This window comes from Pseudomonas sp. LBUM1674, from assembly GCF_059695635.1.
In genome coordinates this window covers 3,386,419-3,403,299 of the sequence record NZ_CP166779.1, presented here as the reverse complement: position 1 = coordinate 3,403,299, position 16,881 = coordinate 3,386,419, and the positions used below count along the sequence as shown (strand labels likewise).

Here is a 16,881-nt window from a genome sequence, read left to right as displayed (position 1 = left end):
CATCGGTTTGATGGCCTTTTGCTCATTTTGTCAGTGCGTTCTATTGCGCATTGAGTACAATCGCCCGATTTGCCCCTCGAGAATGGAAGCAGTACGACGGGGCGGTCGCGAGAAGCCCCATGCTCATCGGTAGCTATTCCCCCACGCTGGTTATCATCTCGCTCTGTGTAGCGATTCTCGCTTCCTATACCGCGCTCGACCTCACCGAACGCATCGCCACGGCCAAAGGTCGCGCCGTGCATTTATGGACCGCGGGCGGCGCCTTTGCCATGGGCACAGGGGTGTGGTCGATGCATTTCATCGGCATGCTCGCGTTCAAACTGCCGATCGACCTCGGTTACGATGTCACCCTGACCATGCTGTCACTGCTGATCGGGATCCTGTCCTGCGGCTTTGCCTTGTGGCTGGTCAGTCAGCCGCAGTTGCCCGCCTGGCAACTGGCGTTCGGTGCGCTGGTCATGGGCGCCGGAATCAGTGCCATGCATTACACCGGCATGGCCGCCATGCGTATGCAACCGGGGATCGATTACGACCCGACACTGTTCGGCGCCTCGCTGCTTATTGCGGTCGGCGCGTCGGGCGCCGCGTTATGGATCGCTTTCCGCCTGCGCCAGCGCAGCCCTCATGTGATCCTGATCCGTGGCGGTGCGGCGGTCATCATGGGTATCGCCATCGTCGGCATGCACTACACCGCCATGGCCGCGGCGCGCTTCGCCGACGGCAGTTTCTGTGGCGCGGCCATCGACGGCTTGAACGGCAAGGGCCTGGACAACCTGGTGCTGATCACCACCCTGGCCATTTTGACCATTGCCTTGCTGACGTCGGTGCTCGATGCACGCATGGAGACGCGCACCGCCAGCCTTGCCCACTCGCTGACCGAAGCCAATCGCGAACTGACCCAACTGGCCCTGCATGACACCCTGACCGGCCTGCCGAATCGGGTGTTGCTGGCTGACCGTATCGATCAGGCGATGTCGAAAGTGCAGGAGCAGGGCGGTTGTTTTGCGTTGATGTTCATCGATCTGGACGGGTTCAAACCGGTCAACGATGCCTTCGGTCATCACATGGGCGATCAGTTGCTGCGAGCGGTCGGCCTGCGGCTGCGCGAGGATTTGCGCAGTCAGGACACCCTGGCACGGATCGGTGGCGATGAGTTCGTGCTGCTGGTGCAACTGGGCGAGGAGAACGACGCCTTGAACCTGGCGGCCCGCCAGGTAGGATTGATTGCGCGCCCATTCCAGGTGGCCGAACATGACCTGCAAATCTCCGCCAGTGTCGGTATCGCGGTGTATCCGGGTAACGGCTACAGCGCTGAAGAGTTGCTGATGAACGCCGACGCGGCGATGTATCACGCCAAGGGCACCGGGAAAAACGGCTACAGTTTTTTCGATGTATCGATGAACAGCAACGCCCGCAAACAGCTGCAACTGCTGCAAGACTTGCGCAACGCACTGGAGCAGCAGCAGTTCAGTCTCCATTACCAGCCCAAGTTCGACGCTGTCAATGGCCATCCGGTCGGCGCCGAAGCGCTGCTGCGCTGGGAGCACCCGACCCAGGGCATGCTGCTGCCGGACAAGTTCATCGACCTGGCGGAGAAAACCGGGCTGATCATTCCGATTGGCGACTGGGTGCTCCACGAAGCTTGCCGGCAGATGCGCGAGTGGTATCTGCTCGGTTACACCGACTGGCGCATCGCGGTGAATCTGTCGGCCTTGCAGTTCTGCCACGTCGGGCTGGTGCAGAGTGTGGCCAAAGCCCTGGCCACGCACCATTTGCCGGCCAACAGCCTGACCCTGGAAATCACCGAGACCACCGCCATGAACGATGCGGATGTGAGCATGACGGTGCTTCAGGCGTTGTCGGAAATGGGCGTCGACCTGTCCATCGATGACTTTGGCACCGGCTATTCGAGCTTGATGTACCTCAAGCGCCTGCCGGCCAATGAGCTGAAGATCGACCGGGGGTTTGTCCGCGATCTGGAACACGACAGCGACGACGCCGCCATCGTTTCAGCCATTGTCGCCCTTGGCCAGGCATTGGGTCTGCGGATCGTCGCCGAAGGCGTCGAAACCGGGGTGCAACAGGATTTCCTGACGAAACTCGGCTGCGACTCGTTGCAAGGGTATCTGCTCGGCCAACCGCTGCCGGCGGCGCGCTTCATGGCAGATATTCTTCGTGGGGAGCAATTGGCGGCGGGGTGACGCACCGCGTTATCGTTCGATGGCGTTGGCAAAGACACCACAGACTCCATGCAAAAACCGGGAATGACGGTTATTCTTTGCTCCGACTGCTAACGCTTGAAACGGGGGAAAGCCAGCATGGATAAAGTCATCGTCATCACTGGCGGCAGCCGCGGCATCGGCGCCGCCACTGCCTTGTTGGCCGCCGAACAGGGCTATCGGATCTGCATCAACTATCAGGCCGACGAAGAAGCAGCCCAGACGGTGCTCGAGCAAGTCCGCGCTCTCGGCGCGCAAGCCATCGCAGTACGCGCCGACGTCAGCATCGAAGACGAAGTGATCGCCCTGTTTCAAAGGGTGGACAGCGAACTGGGGAGGGTCACGGCCCTGGTCAACAACGCTGGCACTGTCGGGCACAAGTCCCGGGTCGAGGAAATGTCCGAGTTTCGCATCCTCAAAACCCTCAAGACCAACGTCCTGGCGCCGATCCTCTGCGCCAAGCATGCGCTCCTGCGCATGTCGCCCAGACACGGCGGGCAGGGCGGCAGCATCGTCAACGTGTCCTCGGTCGCCTCGCGCCTGGGATCACCCAACGAGTACGTGGACTACGCGGCGTCGAAAGGTGCGCTCGACAGCTTCACCATCGGCCTGTCCAAGGAAGTGGCGGGCGAGGGTATTCGTGTCAACGCCGTGCGGCCGGGATTTATCTACACCGACTTTCATGCGCTGAGCGGCGATCCGGATCGGGTCAGCAAGCTGGAATCGGCGATTCCGATGGCGCGCGGTGGTCGGCCGGATGAAGTGGCGGAGGCGATTGTGTGGTTGCTGTCGGACAAGGCGTCGTATGCCACGGGGACTTTTGTGGATCTGGGCGGCGGCCGTTGACCGCTGCTCGTTCCCACGCTCTGCGTGGGAACGCCTCTAGGGGCGCTCCGCGTTCCAGCTCTCGAAAGGGACGCGGAGCGTCCCGGGCTGCATTCCCACGCAGAGCGTGGGAACGATCAACGCTCCTACACGGGTTGCTGCGATCTTTTGCTTTTAAAAGGACCTGACAATCCGCCCCAATGTCTCCATCGCCTTCTCCGCAGCCTCATCCCATGGGCTGCCATAATTCAACCGGATACAATTCCTGAAGCGCTGGGCCGGCGAAAAGATCGGCCCCGGCGCAATGCTGATGCCCTGCGCCAGCGCCATCTGAAACAACTTCAACGAATCCATCTGCGCCGGCAATTCCAGCCACAAAAAGTACCCACCCGCCGGTTGGCTGACTCGAGTCTGCGTGGGGAAATATCGAGCGATGGCCGCCAGCATCGCGCTCTGCTGTTCTTCCAGCGCGTAACGCAGTTTGCGCAAATGCCGGTCGTAACCGCCATGTTGCAGGTAATCGGCAATGGCCGCCTGGGCTGGCATCGAGGCGCAGAGCGAGGTCATGAGTTTCAGTCGTTCGATCTTTTGCGCGTAGCGCCCGGCAGCGACCCAGCCAATGCGGTAGCCGGGGGCCAGGCTCTTGGCGAATGAACCGCAGTGCATCACCAGTCCCTCTGTGTCGAAGGCTTTGGCCGGTTTCGGCGCCTGTTGACCGTAATAGAGCTCGGCGTAGACGTCGTCTTCGATCAGCGGCACTTGATGACTGCGCAGCAGCTCCACCAGTTCGCGTTTTTTGGCTTCAGGCATGGTCGCGCCCATGGGGTTCTGGAAACTGGTCATGCACCAGCAAGCCTTGATCGGGTGGCGCTCCAGGGTTTGCGCGAGCACGCCAAGGTCGATGCCGTCGCGTGGGTGCACGGGAATTTCCACGGCTTTGAGCTTCAAGCGTTCCAGCACTTGCAGGCAGGCGTAGAACGCCGGCGCTTCGATGGCCACCAGGTCGCCAGGCTCGGTGACGGCCTGTAGGCACAGGTTCAGGGCTTCCAGCGCGCCGTTGGTGATCAGCAGTTCTTCCATGGGCAGCATCAGGCCACCGACCATGTAGCGCAGGGCGATTTGTCGCCGCAGCTGCGGGTTGCCCGGCGACATGTCGGTGACCACCATGCGCGGGTCCATGTCCCGGGCGGCACTGGCCAGGGAGCGCGACAGGCGCTGAAGCGGAAACAGCGCAGGGCTGGGAAAGGCCGAGCCGAAGGGCACGGTGTTGGGGTCCTTGATCGAGTCGAGGACCGAGAACACCAGTTCGCTGACGTCGACTTCGGTGGATTCGTTGACCTGGCTGCTGATCACCGGCTCGGAAAACGGGCTCGGTGCATGGGCGTTGACGAAGTAGCCGGATCGCGGCCGGGCGCGGATCAGCCCGCGGCGTTCGAGCAGGTAATAGGCCTGGAACACCGTGGACGGGCTGACACCGTAGGTCTGGCTGGCGTAGCGCACCGAAGGCACACGCTGCCCGGGGCCGAGGACGCCGGAGCGGATCAGTTCAGCGATGTCGTCGGCGAATTTTTCGTAGCGTTTCATCGGGTGCCTGGAGAGGTGTCATTCATTGAGAAATGAGCGCAGCTGAAATTGCCAAGATCGTCCGAACGCGGCCCGAGCCTGCGGCAGCTCCTACATTGAATCGGCGTGCACCCGTAGGAGCTGCCGCAGGCTGCGATCTTTTGCTCTGCATTTTAAAGGCTCATCTGTTCATCGGCGCAACAAACCGGCTCTTGGCCACGCTATAAATATCGGGCTCATCATGGTCGACAATCTTGAAGCTGATGCTCTGCGACCCGCTGCTGGGCCGTTCGCTGGTCATCGCCACCGACACCGGCACATCGACTATCTCGCCTGGCGCCAGGCTCAGTTCGGTCTTGCCCTGAAGCTGGAAACCGTCGCCATCGACCAGGGTCAAGCGGTAGTCCTGACGTTGCTGGGTCTTGTTGATGACCTTCAGGCTATAGATGTTCTCGATCTGCCCCTGACTGTTCTCCCGAAACAGGCCCCGGTCCTTGCTCACGTCCAGCGAGACCATTGGCCGCTCAACCAGCGCCAGGGCGAGGGCGCCGATCATTATCAGCAGCACGGCGGTATAACCGATCAGCCGTGGCCGCAGCAGCCGGGTCTTGCCACCCTGCAACTCATGCTCCGAGGTATAGCTGATCAGCCCACGGGGATAGCCCATCTTGTCCATGATCGAATCGCAGGCGTCGATGCACGCCGCGCAGCCGATACACTCCATCTGCAAACCGTCGCGGATGTCGATGCCGGTGGGGCAGACCTGCACGCAAAGCTGGCAGTCGATGCAATCGCCGAGTCCGACTTCTGCCGGTGCCACCTCACGTTTGCGCGGGCCACGGTCTTCACCACGGGCGACGTCGTAGGAAATGGTCAGGGTGTCTTTGTCGAACATCACGCTCTGGAACCGCGCATACGGGCACATGTGCATGCACACCGCTTCACGCAGCCAACCGGCGTTGATGTAGGTGGCGCCGGTGAAAAACAACACCCAGAACAGGCTGACGCCGCCCATTTGCAAGGTCAACAACTCTTCGGCCAGCGGCCGGATCGGCGTGAAGTAGCCGACAAAGGTCAGGCCGGTCAGCAGGCTGATGGCCAGCCACAAGGTGTGCTTGGTCGAGCGCCGGATCAGTTTGTTCAGGCCCCAGGGCGCGGCTTGCAGCTTGATCCGCTGGTTGCGTTCGCCCTCGGTGATCTTCTCGCACCACATGAAGATCCAGGTCCAGGAGCTCTGGGGGCAGGTGTAGCCGCACCAGACTCTGCCGGCGAACACGGTAATCGCAAACAGCCCGAACGCGGCAATGATCAGCAGTGCCGAGAGCAGGATGAAATCCTGCGGCCAGAAGGTCGCGCCGAAGATGTGAAATTTGCTTTCGGACAGGTCCCAGAGCACCGCCTGGCGACCGCCCCAGTTCAACCACGCGGTGGCGAAGAACAGCAGGAATAAAAAACCTGCGCCGCTCATGCGCAACGTGCGGAACAGGCCGGTGAAGCTGCGGGTGTGGATCAGGTTGTCGCTGGACTTGACCTTCATCTTTGGACGCGAAGGCTCGTGGCTTTGTACCTCGTAGCTGTGTACCAGGGGTGCGCTTTCCAGGGATCGGACGGGGATTCTATCGCTCATGGTCTGTCGCTCATCAGCCTCCATCAGGCGTGAGCACTATGCGCGGCGATCTGTTTGCATAACAGACTCAGCTATTGCAATAAAAAGCGGATCAGATGGGCCGTAACCCGCTGCCTGCGACAACTTGAAGCATCTGGCACAGCGGGATACCGACGCCTGCATCCGGCGCAGGGAGGGGTTGTTGATGCGAATCCGTCAAATCACCGAATCACTGTCGGTGGCCTTCAGATGCCTGCGACCGTCCACGGCACCTGCTACGGTCAATGCATCGGCTTCTGCTTCGGTGATGTAGATGCGCTGACCGTCGAGGTCCACCGCTGACATCGCCTTCTCAGAGTCAGTAAGGATGATGACGTCGGGACACAGACGAATTTCTTCGCCGTTCTCGGTCGTGAAGAAGCAGGTCTGGTGTTCGATGCGTACCGACATATGAGGTGTCCTTTTTTCGGCGGGTTCTAAGCTGTTAGGACGTAATTGGCGGACATCGTTCTGTGCAACCGATTAATGGTCGGCACGGCGCATCGTCCAAACGACTTTCTCTGAATCATAGGACTGCGCCATGAACGCCTGGTTGCATGAGGTTTGGGTGACCCTGCAAGCGGAGTTCGCCGACATCGGCGATGCATCCCAGCTGACACGCATCACCGTGCGCCTGCTGATGGCCGCGCTGTTGGGCGGGATTCTCGGTTTCGAACGCGAACAAAAAGGCAAGGCCGCCGGTGTGCGCACCCACATGCTGGTGGCGTTGGGGGCGGCGCTGTTTGTGCTGGTGCCGCAGATGTCCGGTTCCCAGGCCGACGCCATGAGCCGGGTGGTACAGGGCGTGATCGCCGGGATCGGCTTTCTCGGGGCCGGGACCATCCTGAAGAACCAGGAGGGCGATGAAGGCCACGTCAAAGGCCTGACCACCGCCGCCGGCTTGTGGATGACCGCGGCCATCGGTGTTTCAGCCGGGATGGGGCGCGAGGCGACGGCGGTGCTCAGTACGTTGCTGGCATTGCTGATCCTGGGGGTGATGCCCAAGATCGTGAAGATCTTCGAGAAGGATCACAATCACCTGTAGGAGCTGCCTTCGGCAGCTCCTACACGATCACCGGCGGCATCGTCTCCGGCGGATCTTCCCGCGGCGGCGGTGTGGTTCCTGGCGGCTCTTGTTCAGGCACCGGTTCCGGCTCGGTCGGCGGTATCGTCGGGCTATCTATGTTCGGATCGGGTGTTTCAGCCGGGATGGGAATACTCATCGTTGAAGCCTCCTTATGGCACATGGCGTAAGACGTGCTTAAGTGGATTGACCACCGCGCAGAGGAATTGATTCCCCCGAAGACCTGGCAAATCCCCGTGAACTTTTACCCGCGCCCGTCGCTCGGAACCTAAGTGAGTTCATTCCGGGGCCGACGGCCTTGCGCGAATGGCGACCAAGCACAAGAGCGTCCATGGGGCGTAAAGGAGAGATGCTCGATGACTGCTGAAAAACCGACAGAGCTCAACTACAACCCGCATATGCCGCTGTCGCAGGCGTTACTGCTGCCGCGCATCGCGATCGAAAACACCATGCCGACCCTCGATGGCGGGCAGTTTGCCGTCAAGGCCGTGGCGGGGCAGGACGTGGTGGTGACCAGCAAGGTGTTTGCCGATGGCCACGATCAACTGGCCGTACGGGTGCGCTGGTGTGCCGATGGCGATGAGACCTGGCAAAGCGAGGTCATGGCCAGCCTGGGCAATAATGGCTGGCAGGGCGAGTTCCATGTGGTGGAGCAGGGCCGTTATGTATTTTGTATCGAAGCCTGGATCGATCAATTCGCCAGCTTCCGCTATGAGCTGGAGAAAAAGTATCTGGCGGGCGTTCCCATCAGCCTGGAATTGCAGGAAGGCCGCAACCAGGTCCAGCAAGCGGCCGAGCGCGCGGAAGGCCAGCTGAGCGAAGACCTGGCGGCGCTGCACCATGAACTGTCCGGGCTGCTCGAAACCGAGCAGGTCGCGCTGTTCATGCACCAGCGTAGTGCCGAGTTGATGGCCAGGGCCGATCACCGCGCGTATTTGAGCCTCAGTCCCGAGTATCCGCTGGACGTCGAGCGAGAACTGGCGCAGTTCGCCAGCTGGTATGAATTGTTCCCCCGCTCGATCACCGATGACCCGGCCCGCCACGGCACCTTCAACGATGTGCATTCGCGGCTGCCGATGATCCAGGACATGGGCTTCGACGTGCTGTACTTCCCGCCGATCCACCCGATCGGCCGCAGTTACCGCAAAGGCCCCAACAACTCCCTGACCGCCGGGCCGAACGATCCCGGCAGTCCTTATGCCATCGGCAGCGAAGAGGGCGGGCATGAGGCGATTCACTCGGAACTGGGTACCCGCGAAGACTTCCGCCGGCTGGTGGCGGCAGCGGCCGAGCATGGGTTGGAAATCGCCCTCGATTTCGCTATCCAGTGTTCTCAGGACCATCCGTGGCTCCAACAGCACCCGGGCTGGTTCAACTGGCGGCCGGACGGCACGATCAAATATGCCGAAAACCCGCCGAAGAAATACCAGGACATTGTCAACGTCGACTTCTATGCCACCGAGGCGATTCCCAGTCTCTGGGTTGAATTGCGCGACGTCGTGATCGGTTGGGTCGAGGAGGGCGTGAAGCTCTTTCGCGTCGACAACCCTCACACCAAACCGCTGCCGTTCTGGCAATGGCTGATCGCCGATGTGCGGGCGTTGCACCCGGAAGTGATCTTCCTGGCCGAAGCCTTTACCACCCCGGCGATGATGGCGCGACTGGGCAAGGTCGGTTACACCCAGAGCTACACCTACTTCACCTGGCGTAACACCAAGACCGAGCTGGCGACCTATTTCACCGAACTCAACGAGTCGCCGTGGCGCGAGTGTTACCGGCCGAACTTCTTCGTCAATACGCCGGACATCAACCCGGCATTCCTGCATGAAAGCGGGCGTGCCGGTTTTCTGATCCGCGCGGCACTGGCGACCATGGGCTCCGGTCTGTGGGGCATGTATTCAGGGTTCGAGCTCTGTGAAGCGGCACCCGTGCCGGGCAAGGAGGAATACCTCAACTCCGAGAAGTATGAAATCCGCCCACGGGACTTCACCGCGCCGGGCAATATCATTGCCGAGATTGCCCAGCTCAACCGGATTCGCCGGCAGAACCCGGCCCTGCAGACGCACCTGGGGCTGAAGGTCTATAACGCCTGGAATGACAACATTCTGTATTTCGGCAAACGCAGTGCCGATGGCAGCAATTTCATTCTGGTGGCGGTCAGCCTGGATCCGCACAACGTCCAGGAAGCGAATTTCGAATTACCGCTGTGGGAGATGGGGTTACCCGACGACGCCAGCAGCCAGGGTGAAGATCTGATGAGTGGCCATCGCTGGACCTGGCACGGCAAGTACCAGTTCATGCGAATCGATCCGGCGCATCAGCCGTTCGGGATCTGGCGATTCACCGTTTAACACATGATCGATCGTTCCCACGCTCCGCGTGGGAACGCAGCCCGGGACGCTCCGCGTTCCATCCAGAGCCGAACGCGGAGCGTCCGTGTAGGCATTCCCACGCAGAGCATGGGAACGATCTGGTCCGGGGCGTCTCTGGTTTTCAACAGGAGTTTCAAATGGCGAAGAAACCCAAGGCAGCCACCTTTATCAAGGATCCGCTCTGGTACAAGGATGCAGTGATCTACCAGGTTCATGTCAAATCGTTTTTCGACTCCAACAATGACGGGATCGGCGACTTTCCCGGTCTTATCGCCAAACTTGATTATATTGCCGACCTCGGCGTCAATACCGTCTGGCTGTTGCCCTTCTACCCCTCGCCACGGCGCGACGATGGCTACGACATCGCCGAATACCGTGGCGTGCATTCCGATTACGGCACCATGGCCGATGCCAAGCGGTTCATTTTCGAGGCCCACAAACGAGGCCTGCGGGTGATTACCGAGCTGGTCATCAACCACACCTCGGATCAACACGCGTGGTTCCAGCGCGCACGCAAGGCCAAAAAAGGTTCGGCGGCGCGGGATTTCTACGTCTGGTCCGATGACGATCACAAATACGACGGCACCCGCATCATTTTCCTCGACACAGAGAAATCCAACTGGACCTGGGATCCGGTGGCCGGCCAGTACTTCTGGCACCGCTTCTATTCGCACCAGCCGGATCTGAACTTCGACAATCCGCAAGTCATGAAGGCCGTGCTGTCGGTCATGCGTTACTGGCTCGACATGGGTATCGACGGTTTGCGTCTGGATGCAATTCCATACCTGATCGAACGAGACGGCACCAACAACGAGAACCTGCCCGAGACCCATGACGTCCTCAAGCAGATCCGTGCCGAAATCGACGCCAACTACCCGGACCGCATGCTGCTGGCCGAGGCCAACCAATGGCCGGAAGATACCCAGCTGTATTTCGGTGACACCGACGCCAAAGGCCTCAATGGCGATGAGTGCCACATGGCGTTCCACTTCCCGTTGATGCCGCGCATGTACATGGCGCTGGCCCAGGAAGACAGGTTCCCGATCACCGACATCCTGCGCCAGACCCCGGAAATTCCGGCCAACTGCCAGTGGGCGATATTCCTGCGCAACCATGATGAGCTGACGCTGGAAATGGTCACCGACAGGGAGCGCGACTACCTGTGGAATTACTACGCGGCCGACCGTCGGGCGCGGATCAACCTGGGCATTCGCCGCCGCCTGGCGCCGTTGATGGAGCGCGACCGCCGCCGCGTCGAGCTGTTGAACAGCCTGCTGCTGTCGATGCCCGGCACGCCGACCCTGTATTACGGCGATGAAATCGGCATGGGCGACAACATTTACCTCGGCGACCGCGACGGTGTGCGCACGCCGATGCAGTGGTCGATCGACCGTAACGGCGGCTTCTCCCGCGCCGACCCGGCCAGCCTGGTGCTGCCACCGATCATGGACCCGCAATACGGCTACCTGTCGGTCAACGTCGAAACCCAGGCCGGCGACCCGCATTCGCTGTTGAACTGGACGCGGCGCATGCTCGCCGTGCGCAAGCAGTCCAAGGCCTTCGGTCGCGGCACCCTGAAAATGCTCTCGCCGAGCAACCGCCGGATACTGGCGTACACCCGTGAATTCACCGGGCCGGATGGCAAGTACGAAATCATCCTGTGTGTCGCCAACGTCTCGCGCAGTGCGCAAGCGGCGGAACTGGACCTGTCCGCCTACGCCGGCATGGTGCCGGTGGAGATGCTTGGCGGTAACGCCTTCCCGCCGATTGGCCAACTGAATTTCCTGTTGACCCTGGCGCCTTACGGTTTTTACTGGTTCGGACTCGCAACGGAGAATCAAATGCCTAGCTGGCACGTAGAACCGGCGCAAAGCCTTCCGGACTTCACGACGCTGGTACTGAAGAAACGCTTGGAAGAACTGCTCGAAGCGCCGTCACGTGGCACGCTGGAGCAGGGCATCTTGCCAAGCTGGTTGCAAAACCGCCGCTGGTTCGCGGGTAAGGACGCGGCCATAGACAAGGTCCACCTGGCCTACGGCGTGCGCTTCGGTGATGCGCAGCATCCGGTGTTGCTGAGTGAAATCGAAGTCACCAGCGGCGGCCAGACCAGCCGTTACCAATTGCCGTTCGGCTTCATTGCCGATGATCAGGTCGGCCCCGCACTGCCGCAGCAACTGGCGCTGTCTCGGGTGCGACGCGGGCCTCAGGTTGGTTTGATCACCGATGCGTTCGCCCTGGAAAACTTCATCCGCGCGGTGTTGCAGGGCATGCAAAACAACACCCTGTTGCCTTCGGATGGTGGCGAGATCCGTTTCGAAGCCACCGACGAACTGGACAAGCTGGGGCTCATGGCTGAGCCGGAAGTGCGTTACCTGTCCGCCGAGCAGTCCAACAGTTCGGTGGTGATCGGCAGCAGCATGGTGCTCAAGCTGATCCGTAAAGTCGCCTCGGGTGTGCACCCGGAACTGGAAATGAGCGCGTACCTGACCGAAGCCGGCTTCGCCAATATTTCGCCGCTGCTGGGCTCGGTGATTCGCCGTGATGCGGCGGGCGAGGACAATCTGTTGATGATTGCCCAGGGTTACCTGAGCAATCAGGGGGATGCCTGGGAATGGACGCAGAACAACCTGGAACGGGCGTTACGCGATGAACTGGCCGACGCCATGTCCGAGCAGGAACAGCACTACAACGCCCTCGGCGAGCTGAGGGACTTCGCCGGCATGCTCGGCCAGCGTCTGGGGGAAATGCACCAGGTGCTGGCGGCACCGACCGACAACCCGGACTTCGCGCCGCAAGCCACCACGCAGAAGGAGGCACTGGCCTCGGCCAAGGATGTGGCGGCGCAACTGGAAAACGCCTTCAAGTTGCTCAAGCAACATCAAGGCGAACTGAACTCAGCGGACAAAACCCTGGTCAGCCGTTTACTGGACAACAAAAATGCCGTCCTCAGCCACGTCCAGGAATTGGGCAAAAAGGCCGCCGGTGGCCTGCGGATCCGCGTCCATGGCGACTTGCACCTCGGGCAAGTGCTGGTGATCAAGGGGGACGCCTACCTGATCGACTTCGAAGGCGAGCCGGCGCGGCCGCTGCACGAACGACGGGGCAAACACAGTCCTTATAAAGATGTGAGTGGAGTGTTGCGTTCTTTCGACTACGCTGCGGCGATGGCGATCAACGTGCACAACGTCGACAACACCGACCTGGCCCAGGCTGCTCGCCAGCGCGTCGCCGAACGCTATTTAAATGAAGCACGACAAGCATTTATCGACGCTTATCGGCTGGCGGCAGCTAGTCTTGCTCATGCGTGGCAAGATCCGGAAGGCGAGGACGCCGCGTTGGCGTTGTTCGGTCTGGAGAAGGCGGCTTATGAGGTGGCGTATGAGGCTGAAAATCGCCCCACATGGTTGCCCGTGCCGCTGCACGGTTTGTATGGGCTATTGAGTGGGCTTAAACCCTTTTCCGATTTTGATGGAGAGTAGTCATGAGTTTCTCGAACAGGGATCAGGGTCACGCTAAAGAAGCGCTGCTGCCCAAGGCACGGGATATCGATGCTCTGGTACGTGCCGAGCATCATGACCCTTTTGCAATTCTCGGCCCCCACGGCGATGGCGCCGGCGGGCAATTCATTCGGGCCTATCTGCCGGACGCCTTAAGCGTACAGGTAGTGGCCAAGGACTCCGGGGAGGAACTCGGCAACCTTGAGCCGACCCAGACACCGGGGCTGTTCGTCGGGCACTTCGACAGGAGCCAGCCTTATCTGCTGCGCACCCGCTGGGCCGGTGGCGAACAACTGTCAGAAGACCCTTACAGCTTTGGACCGTTGCTCGGCGAGATGGACTTGTACCTGTTCGCCGAGGGCAACCATCGCGATCTCAGTGCTTGCCTCGGTGCGCAACTGAAGACAGTAGACGGTGTCGACGGCGTGCGCTTCGCCGTGTGGGCACCGAACGCCAGACGGGTGTCGGTGGTCGGTGACTTCAACAACTGGGACGGTCGCCGCCATCCCATGCGTCTGCGCCATCCCACTGGCGTCTGGGAAGTCTTCATCCCGCGCATGCAAGCGGGAGAGGCCTACAAATACGAAATCCTCGGCAGCCACGGCATTCTGCCACTCAAGGCCGACCCGATGGCCCTGGCCACCTCGCTGCCGCCGGACACCGCGTCGAAAGTCGCTTCACCGCTGAACGTCGACTGGCAGGATCAGGACTGGATGCTGTCGCGCGGCGACCGTCATCGGCCGAGCGCGCCGCTGTCGATCTACGAACTGCATGCCGGGTCCTGGCAGTGCGAGCTGGATGATCTGGGCGAAGTGGCCCGCCAGTACACCTGGCATGAAATGGCCGAACGGTTGATTCCGTATGTCAAGGAATTGGGCTTTACCCACATCGAATTGATGCCGATCATGGAACATCCGTTCGGCGGTTCATGGGGGTATCAACTGCTGTCGCAATTCGCCCCGAGTGCCCGCTACGGATCGCCGGATGATTTCGCGGCTTTCGTCAACGCCTGTCACCAGGCTGAAATCGGCGTGATCCTCGATTGGGTGCCGGCTCATTTTCCTACCGATACCCACGGCATGGCGCAGTTCGACGGCACCGCGCTATACGAGTACGGCAATCCACAGGAAGGTTTTCACCAGGATTGGGACACACTGATCTACAACCTGGGCCGCACCGAAGTGCACGGCTACATGTTGGCGTCGGCGCTGCACTGGCTCAAGCATTTCCATGTCGATGGCCTGCGCGTCGATGCGGTGGCCTCGATGTTGTATCGCGACTACTCGCGCAAGGCCGGCGAGTGGGTACCCAACCGGCATGGCGGCCGGGAGAACCTTGAAGCCATCGACTTCCTGCGTCATCTCAATGATGTCGTGGACCTCGAAGCCCCCGGCGCGCTGGTAATTGCCGAAGAGTCCACCGCGTGGCCAGGTGTCAGCCAGACCACTCAACAGGGCGGCCTGGGCTTTGACTACAAGTGGAACATGGGCTGGATGCACGATTCGCTGCATTACATCCAGCAGGACCCGGTGTACCGCGCCCATCACCACAACGAACTGAGTTTCGGCCTGGTGTATGCGTGGTCCGAGCGCTTCATCCTGCCGATCTCCCACGATGAAGTGGTGCACGGCAAGCATTCGCTGATCGACAAGATGCCAGGCGATCGCTGGCAGAAATTCGCCAACTTGCGGGCGTACCTGAGTTTCATGTGGGGCCATCCGGGCAAGAAGCTGCTGTTCATGGGCTGCGAGTTCGGCCAGTGGCGCGAGTGGAACCACGACCAGCAACTCGATTGGTACCTGCTGCAGTATTCGGAACACAAGGGCGTGCAGAAACTGGTCGGCGATCTCAACCGGCTGTACCGCGAAGAGCCGGCACTGCACGAGCAGGACGACGCGCCGCAGGGTTTCCAGTGGTTGATCGGTGATGACGCGGTCAACAGCGTCTATGCCTTCCTGCGCTGGAGCAAGGACGGGCGGCCGGTGCTGGTGGTGGCAAACTTCACGCCGGTGCCGCGTGAGGCTTATCGTATTGGTGTGCCGTTTGCCGGGCGCTGGACCGAGGTGATCAACAGCGATTCGGCGACTTATGCCGGGTCGAACTACGGGAATAGCGGCGGGGCGTTTACCGAGGATGAGCCGAGCCATGGGCAGGCGCTGTCGCTGGTGTTGAATCTGCCACCGTTGGCGGTGCTGATGTTGCGCCCGGAAGGTTGATCTAACACCGCGTCGCGCCCTTCGCGAGCAGGCTCGCTCCCACACTGGATTGATGTAGTACACAAAACCAATGTGGGAGCGGGCTTGCTCGCGAAGGCGTCAGACGAAACAACCTATTCCTTGAAATCAAACACTCACCACCGCATCCGCACCCCCATACTCCCAATCAACCCATTCAAATCATTGTCATCCACATCACTGCTGTAATCGGCGCTGATGTACAAACTCACGCCGGGCGTCACTCTGGCCACCAGACCCAACCCCACTTCGACGGACGATGAATAGCGGCTGCTGCTGATCTTGTCGACTTGATCGAGGGTCAGCGTATTGCCGGCGTACACCGTGTGCCACAAGTTGGTCCGCACGTAAGGTTCGATAGGCAGGCCATTGATGTCGTAGCTACCTTTCAACTTTGCACCGACCCGACCGCTCCACGACGTCAGGTCGCTGGACGACGGGTCTCTTGAGTCCCGGTTTGGGGTGTCCAGGGTGATCCGTTGATTGATCAACTGCGCCTGGGGTTCAACCACCCAGTTTTCGCTCAGGCCGATCGGGAAACCACCTTCCACCGACAGCGTCACCGCGCTGCCTTCGGCCGCTTGCCGGTTGCCCTGGCCGTCACGGCTGTAACCGTTGACCCGGCCGCCGCTGGCGCTCAAGTCCACGTGCCAGCCTTGGGGGCCGGTCAGGCTCCAGTAGGCGCCGAGGCTCTCGCCTTGCAGGTTGAGGGTCTCGGTGTGGGAATCGGCCAGGGCGCGACTGGTCAGCAAGCCGTTGCCATTGCCTCGGAACTGACTCGTGCCGCCGATCAGTCCGACCCGCTGGGTATGGCCACTGCCATTTTGCAAGGTGAGGATCGCCGGGCCTTTGAGGGTGTTGGCGTCCGGGATGGAATAGCCCTGGGCCAGATAGTCGGTTTGTGCCTGCCGCGATGCCTTCCCGTAAAGCTGATCCCAGGCCAACGGCGCGGCGTCTTCAACCGTGAGGTGTGAACTGCGCAGGTCAGGATTGGCATTGATGCGGCCAGCATCGGTTGCAGCGAGGGCGGGCAAGGTCAGCCTATGAACCTCCTGGTCATACCAGGCGGTTTTTTCATCTTCAGGCGAGGCGTGGATCTCCATGGCCGAGCACAGCAGGAGAGAACTCGAGACCGCGCACAACGTGAATTTGATCTCTTGTGGGCTGAGTGACTTTTTCATGGGGGCCTTCCTTGCAATAGCGTGCCTTATCTCGCTTTGGCGTCTCTCTCCTACCCCGAATGAGGGGCGACCGAATGGGTTGGGCAAACCTCTGGCCGCCCGTTATCGCGGGTGCCTGGAGGCTTGCCCCTGGTATGGTTCCGGGGGTAGTAACGTGTAGCTAAGAAGACCGTTGACGTTGCGTCAAGAAATTGGCCGATAAGCGGTACTGCTATTTTTAGGGGCTATAAGTGACTGAATAATGGCGTTTCTCTAACCTCT

At 60.7% G+C, this 16,881-nt stretch carries 11 protein-coding genes; 6 read left to right on the top strand and 5 right to left on the bottom strand.

Annotated elements, in window-relative coordinates; all coding sequences use genetic code 11:
* Positions 1–119 precede the first annotated feature (119 nt).
* Both ACA067_RS15695 and ACA067_RS15690 read left to right on the top strand, forming a co-directional pair.
* Positions 120–2,201 carry a putative bifunctional diguanylate cyclase/phosphodiesterase gene (locus ACA067_RS15695; protein WP_497462602.1) on the top strand — a complete coding sequence of 694 codons (2,082 nt, stop codon included), beginning with the start codon at positions 120–122 and terminating at the stop codon, positions 2,199–2,201.
* 117 nt (positions 2,202–2,318) lie between these two features.
* On the top strand, positions 2,319–3,065 hold the full coding sequence (locus ACA067_RS15690) for an SDR family oxidoreductase (protein ID WP_128870762.1): 747 nt from the start codon (positions 2,319–2,321) through the stop codon (positions 3,063–3,065).
* Positions 3,066–3,218: 153 nt separating this feature from the next.
* Here ACA067_RS15690 and mapR read toward each other — a convergent pair whose 3' ends face one another.
* From mapR to ACA067_RS15675, 3 genes are all read right to left on the bottom strand, one after another.
* A complete protein-coding gene (gene mapR / locus ACA067_RS15685; RefSeq protein ID WP_497462601.1) occupies positions 3,219–4,628 on the bottom strand; it encodes a GntR family transcriptional regulator MpaR in 1,410 nt (469 codons plus the stop codon).
* 160 nt (positions 4,629–4,788) lie between these two features.
* On the bottom strand, positions 4,789–6,234 hold the full coding sequence (gene ccoG / locus ACA067_RS15680) for a cytochrome c oxidase accessory protein CcoG (RefSeq protein WP_497462600.1): 1,446 nt from the start codon (positions 6,232–6,234) through the stop codon (positions 4,789–4,791).
* 195 nt (positions 6,235–6,429) lie between these two features.
* Positions 6,430–6,663 (bottom strand): DUF3203 family protein, encoded by a 234-nt coding sequence (locus ACA067_RS15675; RefSeq protein ID WP_497462599.1) that lies wholly within the window; start codon positions 6,661–6,663, stop codon positions 6,430–6,432.
* Positions 6,664–6,793: 130 nt separating this feature from the next.
* Here ACA067_RS15675 and ACA067_RS15670 point away from each other — a divergent pair, with 130 nt between their 5' ends.
* Positions 6,794–7,297 carry an MgtC/SapB family protein gene (locus ACA067_RS15670; protein WP_497462598.1) on the top strand — a complete coding sequence of 168 codons (504 nt, stop codon included), beginning with the start codon at positions 6,794–6,796 and terminating at the stop codon, positions 7,295–7,297.
* A gap of 19 nt (positions 7,298–7,316) precedes the next feature.
* On the opposite strand, the gene ACA067_RS15665 is transcribed toward ACA067_RS15670, so the two are convergent.
* On the bottom strand, positions 7,317–7,475 hold the full coding sequence (locus tag ACA067_RS15665) for a hypothetical protein (protein WP_497462597.1): 159 nt from the start codon (positions 7,473–7,475) through the stop codon (positions 7,317–7,319).
* Between the two features lie 217 nt (positions 7,476–7,692).
* Between ACA067_RS15665 and ACA067_RS15660 the strand changes: the two genes are divergently transcribed.
* The 3 genes from ACA067_RS15660 (at position 7,693) to glgB (ending at position 15,421) form a co-directional block, all read left to right on the top strand.
* Complete coding sequence (locus tag ACA067_RS15660) at positions 7,693–9,687, top strand: alpha-1,4-glucan--maltose-1-phosphate maltosyltransferase (RefSeq protein WP_497462596.1); 1,995 nt, start codon at positions 7,693–7,695, stop codon at positions 9,685–9,687.
* A gap of 158 nt (positions 9,688–9,845) precedes the next feature.
* A complete protein-coding gene (gene treS / locus ACA067_RS15655; protein WP_497462595.1) occupies positions 9,846–13,187 on the top strand; it encodes a maltose alpha-D-glucosyltransferase in 3,342 nt (1,113 codons plus the stop codon).
* A 2-nt stretch (positions 13,188–13,189) separates the two neighbouring features.
* Entirely contained in the window at positions 13,190–15,421 is a 2,232-nt protein-coding gene (gene glgB / locus ACA067_RS15650) for a 1,4-alpha-glucan branching protein GlgB (protein ID WP_497462594.1), read from the top strand.
* Between the two features lie 134 nt (positions 15,422–15,555).
* On the opposite strand, the gene ACA067_RS15645 is transcribed toward glgB, so the two are convergent.
* Positions 15,556–16,620 (bottom strand): autotransporter domain-containing protein, encoded by a 1,065-nt coding sequence (locus ACA067_RS15645; protein WP_497462593.1) that lies wholly within the window; start codon positions 16,618–16,620, stop codon positions 15,556–15,558.
* Positions 16,621–16,881 lie beyond the last annotated feature (261 nt).

Bases quoted from the DNA above. Each gene is read 5' to 3' on its own strand.
- ACA067_RS15665 (WP_497462597.1), bottom strand. From the start codon at position 7,475: ATGAGTATTCCCATCCCGGCTGAAACACCCGATCCGAACATAGATAGC.
- glgB (WP_497462594.1), top strand. From the start codon at position 13,190: ATGAGTTTCTCGAACAGGGATCAGGGTCACGCTAAAGAAGCGCTGCTG.
- ACA067_RS15660 (WP_497462596.1), top strand. From the start codon at position 7,693: ATGACTGCTGAAAAACCGACAGAGCTCAACTACAACCCGCATATGCCG.
- treS (WP_497462595.1), top strand. From the start codon at position 9,846: ATGGCGAAGAAACCCAAGGCAGCCACCTTTATCAAGGATCCGCTCTGG.
- ACA067_RS15695 (WP_497462602.1), top strand. From the start codon at position 120: ATGCTCATCGGTAGCTATTCCCCCACGCTGGTTATCATCTCGCTCTGT.
- ACA067_RS15675 (WP_497462599.1), bottom strand. From the start codon at position 6,663: ATGTCGGTACGCATCGAACACCAGACCTGCTTCTTCACGACCGAGAAC.
- ccoG (WP_497462600.1), bottom strand. From the start codon at position 6,234: ATGAGCGATAGAATCCCCGTCCGATCCCTGGAAAGCGCACCCCTGGTA.
- ACA067_RS15690 (WP_128870762.1), top strand. From the start codon at position 2,319: ATGGATAAAGTCATCGTCATCACTGGCGGCAGCCGCGGCATCGGCGCC.
- ACA067_RS15670 (WP_497462598.1), top strand. From the start codon at position 6,794: ATGAACGCCTGGTTGCATGAGGTTTGGGTGACCCTGCAAGCGGAGTTC.
- ACA067_RS15645 (WP_497462593.1), bottom strand. From the start codon at position 16,620: ATGAAAAAGTCACTCAGCCCACAAGAGATCAAATTCACGTTGTGCGCG.
- mapR (WP_497462601.1), bottom strand. From the start codon at position 4,628: ATGAAACGCTACGAAAAATTCGCCGACGACATCGCTGAACTGATCCGC.